This is a genomic window from Nocardia sp. NPDC051750 (assembly GCF_044453135.1).
In the GTDB taxonomy this organism is placed as follows: domain Bacteria; phylum Actinomycetota; class Actinomycetes; order Mycobacteriales; family Mycobacteriaceae; genus Nocardia.
Genome location: NZ_JBITCK010000002.1, coordinates 340,720 through 354,510, shown reverse-complemented (window position 1 = coordinate 354,510; position 13,791 = coordinate 340,720). Strand labels below are relative to the sequence as shown.

The following is a 13,791-nucleotide window of genomic DNA, read 5'->3' as shown; positions in this document are numbered from 1 at the left end:
GGCCCCCGGGCGCGTTCCTCTACGAGTGACGCGGCCGTCGCGGGGACGCTTTCCGTCCGCCTCGCGCGGTTGCGCAAGGTCAATGGTCTCGCCCCGCGTGCCCGGTTATCTCCACTATCGAACGTCGGTCGGGCTAACTGGCCACGCGGCGCCTGGCATATGGCTGAACCCCGCGGGCGAGCACTCGTCCAGCGCGCCGGGCAGACGCAGCCGAGGTCTCCGGCTGTACGTCCGCGGCAGCGATGGCGGCATCGTTCCGCAGTGTGTCATCCGATCGCACCCTGGGTGGAGCGCAACCATGTACCAGTATCCCACACCATGCGCCAGGTGTTCGCCATGGCGCTGCGCAAGGCACTCGCACGGGTCCGGACAGCCCGTTACCGGGCGGTGTTCAGAGTGGGAATTCGGGGAACCAGAGGGAGATTTCACGCTTGGCGGAGTCGGGCGAGTCCGACCCGTGTACCAGGTTCGACTGGGTTTCCAGACCCAGGTCACCGCGAATACTGCCGGGGGCGGCTTTCTCCACCGGATCGGTGCCGCCGGCCAGCTGCCGGAACGCGGCGATGGCCCGCGGGCCCTCCAGCACCGCTGCCACGACCGGGCCCGAGGTGATGAATTCGATCAGCGAGCCGAAGAACGGCTTCTCGGCGTGCTCGGCGTAGTGGGCGCCGGCCAGTTCCTCGCTCACCTGCTTGAGCTCGAGGGCCGCGATCTTCAGCCCCTTGCGCTCGACCCGGCTCAGCACCTCGCCGACATAACCGCGCTCGACGCCGTCCGGTTTGATCAGAATCAATGTCTGCTCTGTCACGCGGCCAGCCTAATGGGCACAGCTGAGCGAAGCGCACTCAGCCGGGACTAGGAACTGCCGCGTGGCCGTTGGCTGGGCAGGGTCCCCGCCTCCAGGCGCCGTTTCACATCGGAACGCAGTACCAGGATGAAAATCCATACGGCGAGGAAAACGACTCCGATCACCGCGATCGAGATATGGAAGATGCCGCCCGCCAGGACCAGCACCTGCAGGCCGAGGTTGAACGGTACGGCCCAGGACCGCCGCTGCAGCCCCGCACCCGCGATCATCAGCGCGGCCAGCACCACCAGATAGGTCCCGGAGGCCCAGGTCACACCGCCGGCGATATCGGCGACCACCGGTAGCGCGAGCAGCACGGTGATCGCCTCGAGCACCAGCGCCCCGGCCATCACCCCGCGCAGGCCCTTCCACGGATCGGGTGCGGCAGGTGAGGGCTCCGACCCCGCTGTCTCTGGCTCACTCATGATGTACATATTGCGCCGCCTCCGCCGTCGCACGTTCGCTGCCCCCGGCCCTCGCCGCCGAAGGTATTGCTCAGGCCGGGTCCTTGCCGAAGAGGGCGCGGGCAGCGCCGGCCGTCACCACCGACCCCGTGACGACCACACCGGCGCCGGACACCATCTCCCCGGACTCACCGACCTCCTCGGCCAGCGCGACGGCGGTTTCCAGCGCGTCCGGCAGCGCGGCGGCGGCGACGACGCGTTCGTCGCCGAAACGCTGGACGGCGAGGTCGGTGAGCCGGTCCACCGGCAGGGCTCGGGGGGAGCCGTTGGTGGTGACGACGATCTCGTCGAAGACCGGTTCGAGGGCGGCGAGGATGCCGTCGGCGTCCTTGTCGCCGAGTACCGCGACCACGCCCACCAGTTTGCGGAAATCGAACTCCGCGGTGAGCGTCGCCGCCAGGGCGGACGCGCCGGCCGGATTGTGGGCGGCGTCGATGAAGAGCGTGGGCGCATTGCGCATCCGTTCGAGCCGGCCGGGACTGGTGACCGCGGCGAACCCGGCGCGGATCGCGTCGACATCGAGTTGGCGCTCGGCGCCCGCCCCGAAGAACGCCTCCACCGCGGCCAGGGCGAGTGCGGCATTGTGGGCCTGGTGTTCGCCGTGCAGCGGCAGGAAGATCTCGTCGTACACACCGCCGAGCCCCTGGAGTTCCAGCTGCTGGCCGCCGATCGCGATCCGGCGGGACAGTACCCGGAACTCCGCGCCGGCCCGCGCCACGGCCGCGTCCACCTCGACGGCCCGGCGCAACAGCACCTCCATGGCCTCGGGGTCCTGTTCAGCGATGATCGCGACCGTATCGGTGGTGATCAGTGCTTCCGGAGCGGGTTTGATGATCCCGGCTTTCTCCTTGGCGATGGAGGCCAGGTCCGGGCCCAGATAGTCGGTGTGGTCGAGACCGATCGGGGTGATCACGGCGACCTGGCCGTCGATCACATTGGTGGCGTCCCAGCTGCCACCCATCCCGGTCTCCACCACCGCCACGTCGACCGGGGTTTCGGCGAATGCCGCGTAGGCCATGGCGGTGAGGATCTCGAATTTGCTCATGGCCGGGCCGCCCGCGGTGGCCGACTGGGCGTCGATCATCTCGATATAGGGCTGCAGTTCGCGATACAGCTCGACATAGTGCGCCGGGGTGATGGGCCGGTTGTCGATACCGATCCGCTCCGTGGCCAGCTGGAGGTGCGGGCTGGTGAACCGGCCGGTGCGGCGGTGCAGGGCGGTGAGCAGGGAGTCGATCATCCTGGTCACCGAGGTCTTGCCGTTGGTCCCGGCGATATGGATCGCCGGGTACCCGCGTTGCGGCGAGCCCAGCACATCCATCAGCGTCGAGATCCGGGCGAGCGACGGTTCGATCTCGGTTTCCGGCCAGCGCTGATCGAGCTCCGCCTCGACCAGCGCCATCTCGGCCAACTCCACCGGCGACGGACCGGTGCCGAGCCGGGCGCCACCGTGCTGCGGCTCCGGTTCCGGGTTCGGTTCGTGGTCGTTCACTTGCCGCTCAGCTCGGCCAGCCGGGCCCCGATACGGTCGACCTCGGCGGCGGCCACCTCGCGCCGCGACCGGATCTTGTCCACCACCGGCTCCGGCGCCTTCGCCAAAAACGCTTCGTTACCGAGTTTGGCGTCGGTACCGGCGAGCTCCTTCTGCGCGGCCGCGAGATCCTTCTCCAGCCGGCGCCGCTCGGCCACCAGGTCCACGCTGCCCGAGGTGTCCACCTCGACCGTGACCGTGGTTCCGCTCAGCCGCACCTCCACCGACGCGGTGGCCGCGAAACTCTCCCCCGGTTCGGTGAGCCGGCCCAGATTGGCGACCTCGGGATGCAGATGGGCGATCCCGGCGGTGTCCAGGCCGAGCACCCGGGCGGCCACCTTCTGCTTATCGTTGAGCCCTTGGTCGCTGCGGAAACGACGGATTTCGGTGATCAGCCGCTGCAGATCGGCGATCCGCTGCGCGCCGGCAGTATCGGCGGCGACCCCGGTCGGCCGCGGCCAGGACGCGATCACCACCGATTCACCGCCGGTCAGCGCCTGCCACAGGGATTCGGTGACGAACGGGATCACCGGGTGCAGCAAGCGCAACACCGAATCCAGCACGGAGCCGAGCACCACGCGGGTGGATTCGGCACGCGCCTCGCTTTCGGTGAACTGGACCTTGGACAGTTCCAGATACCAGTCGCAGAGTTCGTCCCAGGCGAAGTGGTAGAGCGCCTCGCAGGCCTTGCCGAACTCGTAGGCGTCGAAGGCGGTATCGACCTCGGCGATCACCTCGTCGAGCCGGTCGACGATCCAGCGGTCGGCGTCGGTGAGCGAATCGCGCGGCGGCAGGTCGCCGGGGCGGGCACCGTTCATCAGCGCGAACTTGGTGGCGTTGAACAGTTTGGTGACGAAACTCCGCGAGGCCAGCGCATGCGGTTCGCCGACCGACAGATCGCCGCCGGGCTGAGCACCGCGGGCCAGGGTGAACCGCAGCGCGTCGGCGCCGTAATCGCGGATCCAGTCGAGCGGGTCGATACCGTTACCGCGGGACTTCGACATCTTCTTGCCGTACTGGTCGCGGATCAGGCCGTGCAGGAACACATCCCGGAACGGGATCTGATACGCGCCGCCCTTACCGGTGGCCAGCGCGGCATCGTCGGCGACGAACGTGCCGAACATCATCATCCGCGCCACCCAGAAGAACAGGATGTCGTAGCCGGTGACCAGCACACTGGTCGGATAGAACTTGGCCAGTTCCGGGGTGGCGTCCGGCCAGCCCATGGTGGAGAAGGGCCACAGTCCGGAGGAGAACCAGGTGTCCAGGACATCCGGATCCTGCACCCAGCCCTCGGGGGCCTCCTCATCGGGACCGACGCACACGACCTCGCCCTCGGGGCCGTACCAGATGGGAATCCGGTGGCCCCACCACAGCTGCCGCGAAATACACCAGTCGTGCATCTCGTCGACCCAGTCGAACCAGCGCGGTTCCTGGCTCGCCGGGTGGATGACGGTATCCCCGTTGCGCACGGCATCCCCGGCGGCCTTGGCCAGCGACTCGACTTTCACCCACCACTGCATGGACAGCCGCGGTTCGATCGGTTCGCCGCTGCGTTCGGAATGGCCGACACTGTGCAGGTAGGGGCGTTTCTCGGCGACGACCCGGCCCTCGGAGGCGAGCCGTTCGCGCACCTTCACCCGAGCTTCGAACCGGTCCATCCCGTCGAATTCGGTGCCGGTACCGGTGATCCGGCCGCGCTCGTCCATGATCGTGGGCATCGGCAGGTTGTGCCGCAGACCCATCTCGAAGTCGTTCGGGTCGTGCGCGGGTGTGATCTTCACCGCGCCGGAACCGAATTCCGGATCGACGTAGGAGTCGGCGATGATCGGAATCCGCCGCCCGGTGATGGGGTGTTCGAGGGTGGTGCCGATCAGGTCCCGGTACCGGGGGTCGTCGGGGTGCACCGCCACCGCGGTATCGCCGAGCATCGTCTCGACCCGGGTCGTGGCGACGATGACATGCGGTTCGGCATCGTCGAGCGACCCGTACCGCAGTGACACCAGTTCACCGGCGACCTCGTCGTATTTGACCTCGATATCGGAGATGGCGGTACGCAGTTCCGGCGACCAGTTCACCAGCCGCTCGGCCCGGTAGATGAGGCCGGCGTCGAAGAGCCGTTTGAAGATGGTCTGCACGGCCCGGGACAGGCCCTCGTCCATGGTGAACCGGTCACGCGACCAGTCGACGCCGTCACCGAGGGCCCGCATCTGCCCCTGGATCGCGCCCCCGGACTCGCGCTTCCAGTCCCAGACCTTCTGCACGAACAGGTCGCGGCCGAAATCCTCCTTGGTCTTGCCGTCGACGGCGAGCTGCTTCTCCACCACCGACTGCGTCGCGATACCGGCGTGGTCCATTCCCGGCAGCCACAGCACCTCATACCCCTGCATGCGCTTCCGGCGCGCGAGGGTATCCATCAGGGTGTGGTCGAGGGCATGGCCCATATGCAGCGTGCCGGTGACATTCGGCGGCGGCAGCACGATCGAGTATCCGGGCGCGGAACTCTGCGGGTCGGCGGTGAAGTAACCGGCGGCTACCCAGCGTTCGTACAGGTCGGCCTCCACCTCACTGGGGTTCCAGCTTTTGGGGAGGGCATCGGCACGATTACGCGTATTGTCAGGGGCTGCGCTGGTCACGCCAGAATTCTAATGTTCCGGGAGAAATGGTTTTCGCAGGGTGCGCGATAGCGGATCGCTCTCGATACGAGTCCGGATCCCGGTCCCGGTCCCGAATAGCCGAAGGCGGAGCCTTCGGTGGATGAGGGACACCGAAGACTCCGCCTACATGAGACAGCCTACCGCCGATCGGCGGCGCCGATCCTAATCCATAACTAATTCTCAGCTTGACCACCGGAATTCTCAGATCCGTCACAAGCCCCCTCTGCGTAGAGCCGTGCGGTGAACAAACCCGGGACCTCTGCGCCCGCCCCGCATTCCTCGGACCGCGACGCCAGGGGCAACGCCAAAAGATCCAGTCCGGTGGCCTGCCTCGGATCCGACTGCCGGGCCGGAGAACGCAGCGGCCAACCGGCCAACGGTGCGTCGTGCTTCCGGATTTTGTCTGCTGCCCTGCTCGGTCCAGTCAACACCGGTGGCCGGGGTCAACAGGGCCCCCGACCCGCGCCGCCGGAAGCGGCGCCATGGACACAGTTGCCGAAATCGATCTCACTGGGGACCCTGGATCACGTGAACCCCCCGCTCGACTCGGTCCCGTTGTATCCGCCCGAATCCGTCTTCCCCGAATCGGATTCACTTGTACTGAACCCGCGGGGTGTCGTGGATCTACGGGGCCGCCGCACCGGGGAGTTGCGGTATCCGCCCACGGCCACAGTGATTTTCGCCGGTATCCCGGGTGCGGGTAAGAGCACCGCGCTGCGCACACTGTTCGGCTCCGGCCCCGAGGATGAGGGCCCGCCCGCGGGCCCCGGCGGTTCGCTGGTGATCGATTCGATCCAGGCGCGCAACTCCTGGCGGCGCCGACTGGCCTGGTTGCCCTATCCGCTGTGGCGTCCGGTGGTGCATATGGTGCATTTCCGCCGGATCTGGATCGCCCTGCGGGACCATACCGGCCCGGTGGTGATCCACGATTGCGGCACTGTCGCGTTCACCCGGCGCATGCTGACCCGATGGGCTGCCCGGCGCGGCCGTGAACTGCATATGGTGCTGCTCGATGTCCCCGCCACGGTCGCACGGGCCGGGCAGTACGCCCGTGGGCGGCGCGTCGGCCGGGTGTCGTTCAACTGGCACGTCCGGCGCTGGAGACGCCTGCTGGATCAGGTGGAGAGCGAAGCGGGCCCACTGCCGCGGCCCGAGTCGGTAGTGGTCATGGACCGCGCCACCATCGACCACCTCCGCGAAATCCGCTTCGCCGCCTGATCCCGCCGCAGTTCGAGCCGACAGCAAGATCTGGTCCCCGCCCACAGGTGTTCGAGAACCTCCGTGCGCCCAAAAGCATGGACTTCGCTCGGCGTACCTCAATGGTTCGGGGCCCGTCTCGGTTCTGGACTGACGGAGCGGGGGAGCGAAGCGGAGGAGCGGAGGAGGGAAGAACCGAGACCGAGGGGGCCCCGAACCCGCCCCGCCGGAGGCGGGGCAATCAATACAGCAGTGTCAGCGCGCGGGGCGCGATCCGCGCCGTCACCGGTAGCTGCCCGGCGGGTTCGCCGTCCGCGGTGGCCGGAGCGTCCGGTGCGGTCAACCGCACCGATTCGACCCGATACTGGCTGACCGCGGGATGGTCGATCCGCTTACCCGACGACAGCGCGGGCAGGATACGCAGCATCTCGAGGTGTGAAACCTTGCCGACCACCGTCACATCCAGCAATCCGTCGTCGCAGACCGCATCGGGACAGATCCGCATACCCCCGCCGTAGGTGGTGGTGTTGCCCACCGCGACCAGCAGCGCCTCGGTGTCGACAACGGAATGGTCGCCGCCCAGTTCGATCCGGTACGGCACGGTGGTGCCGCGGGTGATCTCGGCTACCGCGGCGAAGGTGTAGCGCAGCCGGCCGCGCGGCCGGCGCATCCGGTTGGCCCGCAGGGTGACCCGGGCATCGAAACCGGTGCAGGCGACGGTTGCGAACCACATGGGTTCGTGCCCGCTGGGTTCCAGCCGGCCCAGGTCGATCGTGCGTGCCCTCCCCTTCCGGACCAGGTCCGCGGTGAGGCGCGGATCGTCGCCGATCCCGAATTCGCGGGCCAGATCGTTGCCCGTGCCCGCCGGCACCAGCGCCAGCGGCACCGCCGTCTGCGCGAGCGGATCGAGAATGGTGGAGACCAGCCCGTCCCCGCCGACGCAGACGACCACGTCGGGCGGCCCGGCGGTCAGTGCCGCCCGCAGGCGCTCCCGGGTTTCGGCGGCGGAGGGAGCGTGGATCTCGAGGATCTCGATCCCCTCGCGGGCCAGCTGTTCGACCACCGTGTGCGCGGCGTCCCGGGCCCGGCCCTGGCCGGCAGACGGGTTGGTCACCACGGCGACCGCACGCACCTCGCGGAGATCGGCCCCGCAGCCGCTGACCTCGGTCAAAGAACCTCCATCGGATGGCCGCAGCGAAGGCGGAGGTATCGCATCATGGCAGCAGTGTGCCAGGGTTGAGGATTCCGGCCGGGTCGATTTCGCGTTTCACCGCGCGCAGTATCCGGACTCCGAGCTCGCCGATCTCGTCCGGCAGCCAGGCGCGATGGTCGGCGCCGACCGCGTGGTGGTGGGTGATGGTGGCGCCGGCGGCGGCGATGGCGTCACCGGCGGCCTGTTTCGCGTTCCGCCACTGCGTGATCGGATCGTCGGGGAGTTTCGCGACGACCGTGAAATACAGCGAGGCGCCGGTCGGGTACGTATGCGAGATATGGCACATGACCAGCACGGGCTCGCCCTGCGGCGACAGCATCTCAGTGAGCGCGGCGGTGACCCGGGCCTTGAGTTCGCCGAGCCGGTTCCACGTGGTCGCGGTTTCCAGGGTTTCGCACAGCACCCCGGTGTCGAGGAGGGCGTCGCGCAGATAGGGCGCCCCGAAACGGCCGTGTTCCCAATCCCGGGCGGGCCCGGGACCCAGTTCGGTCCCTCCGGCCGCGCGCAGCAGCTCGGCCGCCTCGGCACTCCGCGCGGCAACATGGGCCGCGCTCCCTTCGAAGGTGGTCACCGCGAGGCAACCGGAAACCGGTGTACCGCCGACATCTTTGGAGCGCGCCAGATTCAGCCCGGTTTCGGCCTCGTCCGACAACCGCAGCACCGTGGGAGCGGCACCGGTCTGCACGACCGATCGCAGCGCGGCGGCGCCGGTCGCGAAATCGGGGAAGGACCAGGCCATATGGGCCGTGGTTTCCGGAACAGGATGGACCCGGACGGTGACCTCGGTGAGCACCCCGAGCGCACCTTCGGAGCCCACGAACAGCTCGCGCAGATCCGGCCCGGCCGCCGATGCGGGCCCCCGGCCCAGCTCCACTGTCCCGGTGGGTGTCGCGACCCGCAGCCGCTGGACCATATCGTCGAACCGGCCGTACCCGGCGGACGCCTGGCCGGACGACCGGGTCGCGGCGAAACCGCCGATGCTGGCGAATTCGAAACTCTGCGGGTAGTGCCCGAGCGACAGCTCGTGCGCGGCGAGCAACTGTTCGGCCCGCGGCCCGGTGACTCCCGCGCCGAATGTCGCGGTACCGGAGACCGGGTCGAAGTCCAGCAGGGCGTCGAGGCGCCGCAGGTCCAGGGCGATCACGGTGTCGAAGCGGCCGCGCACCGGGTCGAGGCCACCGACCACGCTCGTGCCACCGCCGAACGGGACCACGGCGATTCCGTGTTCGGAGCAGTACGCGAGAACGGCGGCCACCTGCCCGTGATCGGCCGGGTAGACGACGGCGTCCGGAGCGTCCTGGGGACCCTCGACCCGCCGGCGCAGCAGATCGAGCGTGCTCTTACCGCCCGCGTGCCGTAACCGGGCGGAGTGCTCGGTGGAGACGTGCCCCTCCCCCACCAGCCGGGCGAGACCGGCCCGCCGGTCCGTGGACAGGACCGGCGGCCGAAGCGGCACATCGCCCTCATCGCGACGCGCCACCGGTTCCCCGGAGACGCCGAACACCTGACCGAGCAGACCGCGAATCCGCTCCGGCAGCGGTGTGTGCCCGGCGGGAACGCCCCAGGCGTCCCACACCATATCCGGCCGGACCGCACGCACGGCCGGTTCTGCGTCGGTCTCGCCCTGACTAGTGGTCATGCGTTACAGTTTGACATGTTCTGTCAAGTAGTAAACTCGAGATGAGGTCGTTCCGTGCCCACCGGCACCGTCCCCCCGGACCCCGATACCGGTTCCGTCGACCGGACCATCCTGGATGCGGCACGTGACTGCGTCGCGGAATTCGGAGTCCGGCGCACCACCCTCGCCGAAGTGGCCCGCCGGGCCCGGGTGAGCCGGCCCACGGTCTACCGCCGCTGGCCGGACAGCGGCGCGCTCATCGGAGAACTGCTGGTCCGGGAACTGCGCACGATCATCGCGGCGGCCATGCCCGCCACCGGCACCGCCCGCGCCCGCCTGATCACGGGCGTGGTGACGGGCGCGGCGCAGGTTCGGTCGAACCCGTTGTTCGGCAAGATCTTCCGCACCGATACCGACCTCATGCTCACCTACGTGTTCGGCCGGCTGGGCCGCAACCAGCGGGTACTGCTCGAGCTTTTCGTCACCGGTATCGAGGACGGGCAAGCCGACGGGTCGGTGCGTCCCGGCGACCCCGGACAGCTGGCGGCGATGGTGCTGCTGATCGCGCAGTCGGCGGTGCAATCGGCGGCCACGGTGGCCGAACTGCTCGACGAGCCCGCCATGGACACCGAACTCCGGTATGCCCTCGACGCGTACCTCGCGCCCGGGGTCCCCTCGCCCAGGAAGGAGTAGCGCACGGCCGCGCGCAACACCCGCCGCCCTGCTGGGCGCCGTGCCACGAAATTATGGTCACCAACCCCTCCCGTTCCACCGGCCCGGCGCTCAACGCGGACCGGCGCAGCCGGGAACTCAGCGCGCTCGGCGACGAACCCACCGTGGACCTGCTGGTCATCGGCGGTGGCGTGACCGGTACCGGAGTCGCGCTCGACGCCGCCGCGCGCGGAGTGCGCACGGTTCTGGTGGAAAGGCACGATCTGGCGCACGGCACCAGCCGCTGGAGTTCGAAACTGGTACACGGCGGCCTGCGCTACCTGGCGAGCGGGCGTATCGGGATCGCGCACGAGAGCGCCGTGGAGCGCGGAATCCTGCTGCGCCGCAACGCACCCCATCTGGTGCGCCCCCTACCTCAACTGGTGCCGCTCCTACCCGGGATCGGGTTCTCGTCGCAGGCGCTGATCCGCGCCGGCTTCCTCGCCGGAGACATCCTGCGCGCCGCCGCGGGCACACCGAGCGCACTGCTGCCGCGATCACGCCGGGTGACGCGGGCCGAAGCACTCCGCTCGGCCCCGACCGTCCGGCAGGAGGGGCTGCGCGGCGGACTCCAGGCCTGGGACGGACAGCTGGTCGACGACGCCCGGCTGGTGGTTGCGCTGGCGCGGACCGCGGCCGCACACGGCGCGACCGTCCTCACCCGGGTCGCCGCCGAGGGGGTGACCGGCGCCGGGGCCACGCTGCGTGACACTCAGACCGGCGAAACCCTCACCGTTCGCGCGGCGGCCGTCGTCAACGCGACTGGTGTGTGGGCCGACGAGGTCGATCCGAGTATCGAACTGCGCCCGAGCCGGGGCACCCATCTCGTCTTCGACGCCGAATCCTTCGGCGGCCTCACCGCGGCGCTGACCGTCCCGGTCCCCGATTCGGTGGGTCGCTTCATCTTCGCCCTGCCCGCACCGCACGGCCGGGTCTACCTGGGCCTGACCGACGAGGACGCGCCGGGCCCGGTCCCCGACGAACCACACCCCACCCCGGCCGAGATCGATTTCCTGCTCGACACGGTCAACACCGTGCTGCGAACCCCGCTGACCCGCAGCGATATCCGCGGCTCCTTCGCCGGCCTGCGCCCCCTGTTACGCACCACCGGCGACGACACCGCCGATATCTCCCGCGAACATGCCGTCCTCACCGCACCCACCGGGCTGATCACCGTGGTCGGCGGCAAACTCACCACCTACCGCAAGATGGCCCAGGACGCGGTCGACACGGCCGTATCCCATGCCCGCCTCCCCGCCGGGCCGTGCCGGACCACCGATCTCCCGCTGGTCGGTGCGGTCGGCGGGGGCGCCCGGGACCGGCTGGCCGCACCCCGGCTCCTCATCGAACGCTACGGCGCCGAAGCCCCCGCGATCGCGGCCCTGGCCGCCGAGAACCCTGAACTGGCCGAAGCCGTCGCGCCCGGAATAGATGTCCTGGCGGCGGAATTCGCCTGGTCATCGGCCCAGGAAGGTGCACTGGACGCCGATGACCTCCTGGACCGGCGCACCCGGATCGGCCTGGTATCCGACGACCGCGCTGCGGCCCACCCGGCCGCAGAGGCCGCGGTCGCCCGGAGCGACTGACACCGGACGCTACTCGCCCTACTCATGTCATTCACCACGTGAGACGGTGCCCGATCCGCTGCCCCCGGCATTCGGGCAGTACCGACGCCCGGTCTATATGGGCGTACCCGTCGACAACGCTCACGATCAGGTATCCCCACCGGCTCGGAGTTCCGCGTCGCTCCGGGCTCCCGGGCCCGATGACACGTATTCCCACGCGGGGACGGACGCAGACATACAGGCCCGCGGCCACCGATCCAGACCGTGTGCGATCTCCTCGGACCGCACGGCCCGCAAACCAGGGGTCTCCTCGGCGGGTTCGAGGTACCGGAAACCCAGCCGCTCGTAGTAGGGACCGTTCCAGGCGACCTCGGTGAAGGTGGTCAGGGTGATCGCCCGTAGCCCCCGATCGGCCGCCCAGCGCACCGCACAGTCGATGAGCCGGCGCCCGATCCGCTGCCCCCGGCATTCGGGCAGTACCGAGACCTGGTCGATGTGGGCGTTCCCGTCGAGGATGCTCGCGATCAGGTACCCCATCGGCCGGCCACCGCTCTCCCAGAGCCAGGCGCGGCTGTCCAGAACGAACTCGCCGAGTACATCCGCGGTGAGCGGTTCGTCCCCGGCGACCGCGGCCATCCCCGCGGCCACGAACGATTCGCCGGCCCGCACCTCGATATCCTGCAGTGCCGGGATATCGGCGGCGGTCGCTTCTCGGATCATGGACACTCCTACCTTGCCGCGCGGACCCGCTGCCCACGCTCCCCACAGCGAACCACCCACCGGGCCGGGGCAGCGGCCATCGACACAGATCATCTCCGGACCGGGTAACAACTCGGCATCTATGCTGGATGCGGTGATCTGCCAGGAAGGAGCCCCGGGTGCGCGTTGAGACGTCCACGATCGGTATCGCACCGGGTGAGGGCCTGGTCGCACGCTTCGGCGAGGTCGTGATCTACCTGGTGGGAGCCAATGCGTCCACCGAGCGGATACTCGGCGCCGTCGAGGCGGTGGCGGATGTGGAGCATCCGGGTGCCGCCATCGCGCAGCGGCTGGCCGCGGTCGTTTTCGGCACCGGCTCCGAACCGCCCCCGTTCGGCCTGGTCGCGCCCACCGCCGACGGCACACTGATCCTGCTGCGCGGGCCCGTCTCGGCGATGATCTCCGGCGCCGAGGGTTCCCGGAAGCTGGTCGGCTCGCGGGCCTTCACCTGGGTGGACGAGATCGTCCGCGACCCTGTTCGCACGCTGTCGGTGGGACCCGGGCCGGACGCTCAGGTATCGCCGTATCCCCGGACCGATCTCCGCGCCGGGGTCGTGCCCGGCGGTGGTTTCGTCATCCATGCCGCCGTCCGGCGCAGCGGTAAGAAACACAGCCGGGCCGCGACGAAGGTCGCAGCGGGTGAACCGGTCGCGACCGCACCGGCCGGTCTGGCCGCCGGCGAACCGGAACCGGTGGTGGACTCCGGTCCGCGCACCGGCCTCGCGCCGGCCCGCACCGCGGAACCGCTCCCCGGCACGCGGGCCTGGTCGGCTGTCCCGGCACCGCAGCGTGCGCCGGAGCCGATCCGGTTGCGCAAGGAGCCGGCGAACGCCGCACAGAACAACGGCGCCGCACCTCAGCAGGCATCCGCTGCCAGCCTGGTGGCCGAGGACGGCACCAGCTATCCCCTCGACCGCGCCTACGTCATCGGCCGCGGCCCCTCGGTCGACGAATCCATCCGCCGCAAAACCGCCGATCCCTTGGTACTGCAACGCGACCGCCACATCTCCCGCGTGCACGCCTACCTCTCGGTGGACGCCGGCAAAGTGTTCCTCCGCGACGCCGGCACCGCCGCCGGTACCTTCGTCTCGACGCCCGGCGAACCGCGCTGGACCCGGATCGGCCAGTCCCCGACCGAATTACCGCCCGGCGGGCGGATCCGGATCAGTGAACAGGTCCTCACCTACCAGCCGGAATCCCCGCACGCCGCCACCTGAGCGGCGCGCCCC

At 69.5% G+C, this 13,791-nt stretch carries 11 protein-coding genes; 4 read left to right on the top strand and 7 right to left on the bottom strand.

Going from position 1 to position 13,791, the window contains the following annotated elements; genetic code table 11:
* Window positions 1-391: 391 nt before the first annotated feature.
* From ndk to ACIA75_RS08835, 4 genes are all read right to left on the bottom strand, one after another.
* Entirely contained in the window at window positions 392-808 is a 417-nt protein-coding gene (gene ndk / locus ACIA75_RS08850) for a nucleoside-diphosphate kinase (RefSeq protein WP_397101616.1), read from the bottom strand.
* Window positions 809-855: 47 nt separating this feature from the next.
* Window positions 856-1,272, bottom strand: coding sequence for a DUF4233 domain-containing protein (locus ACIA75_RS08845; RefSeq protein WP_397101614.1), 417 nt, complete (start codon window positions 1,270-1,272; stop codon window positions 856-858).
* A gap of 70 nt (window positions 1,273-1,342) precedes the next feature.
* Window positions 1,343-2,713, bottom strand: a complete 1,371-nt coding sequence (locus ACIA75_RS08840; RefSeq protein ID WP_397103417.1) for a bifunctional folylpolyglutamate synthase/dihydrofolate synthase — start codon at window positions 2,711-2,713, stop codon at window positions 1,343-1,345.
* Window positions 2,714-2,799: 86 nt separating this feature from the next.
* Window positions 2,800-5,478, bottom strand: a complete 2,679-nt coding sequence (locus ACIA75_RS08835; protein WP_397101612.1) for a valine--tRNA ligase — start codon at window positions 5,476-5,478, stop codon at window positions 2,800-2,802.
* A 549-nt stretch (window positions 5,479-6,027) separates the two neighbouring features.
* Here ACIA75_RS08835 and ACIA75_RS08830 point away from each other — a divergent pair.
* Window positions 6,028-6,717: a hypothetical protein gene (locus ACIA75_RS08830; RefSeq protein ID WP_397101610.1), complete on the top strand. Its 690-nt coding sequence runs from the start codon at window positions 6,028-6,030 to the stop codon at window positions 6,715-6,717.
* A 220-nt stretch (window positions 6,718-6,937) separates the two neighbouring features.
* Here the strand turns inward: ACIA75_RS08830 and ACIA75_RS08825 are convergent, their stop codons facing one another.
* Both ACIA75_RS08825 and ACIA75_RS08820 read right to left on the bottom strand, forming a co-directional pair.
* On the bottom strand, window positions 6,938-7,867 hold the full coding sequence (locus ACIA75_RS08825) for a diacylglycerol/lipid kinase family protein (protein ID WP_397101608.1): 930 nt from the start codon (window positions 7,865-7,867) through the stop codon (window positions 6,938-6,940).
* A gap of 43 nt (window positions 7,868-7,910) precedes the next feature.
* Entirely contained in the window at window positions 7,911-9,488 is a 1,578-nt protein-coding gene (locus tag ACIA75_RS08820; RefSeq protein ID WP_397103415.1) for an FAD-binding oxidoreductase, read from the bottom strand.
* Between the two features lie 114 nt (window positions 9,489-9,602).
* Here ACIA75_RS08820 and ACIA75_RS08815 point away from each other — a divergent pair, with 114 nt between their 5' ends.
* Window positions 9,603-10,220, top strand: coding sequence for a TetR/AcrR family transcriptional regulator (locus tag ACIA75_RS08815; protein WP_397101606.1), 618 nt, complete (start codon window positions 9,603-9,605; stop codon window positions 10,218-10,220).
* Between the two features lie 53 nt (window positions 10,221-10,273).
* On the top strand, window positions 10,274-11,824 hold the full coding sequence (locus tag ACIA75_RS08810; RefSeq protein WP_397101604.1) for a glycerol-3-phosphate dehydrogenase/oxidase: 1,551 nt from the start codon (window positions 10,274-10,276) through the stop codon (window positions 11,822-11,824).
* A gap of 126 nt (window positions 11,825-11,950) precedes the next feature.
* Here ACIA75_RS08810 and ACIA75_RS08805 read toward each other — a convergent pair whose 3' ends face one another.
* Window positions 11,951-12,523 carry a GNAT family N-acetyltransferase gene (locus ACIA75_RS08805; protein WP_397101602.1) on the bottom strand — a complete coding sequence of 191 codons (573 nt, stop codon included), beginning with the start codon at window positions 12,521-12,523 and terminating at the stop codon, window positions 11,951-11,953.
* Window positions 12,524-12,681: 158 nt separating this feature from the next.
* Here ACIA75_RS08805 and ACIA75_RS08800 point away from each other — a divergent pair, with 158 nt between their 5' ends.
* Window positions 12,682-13,779 carry an FHA domain-containing protein gene (locus ACIA75_RS08800; protein WP_397101600.1) on the top strand — a complete coding sequence of 366 codons (1,098 nt, stop codon included), beginning with the start codon at window positions 12,682-12,684 and terminating at the stop codon, window positions 13,777-13,779.
* The last annotated feature ends 12 nt before the right edge of the window (window positions 13,780-13,791 follow it).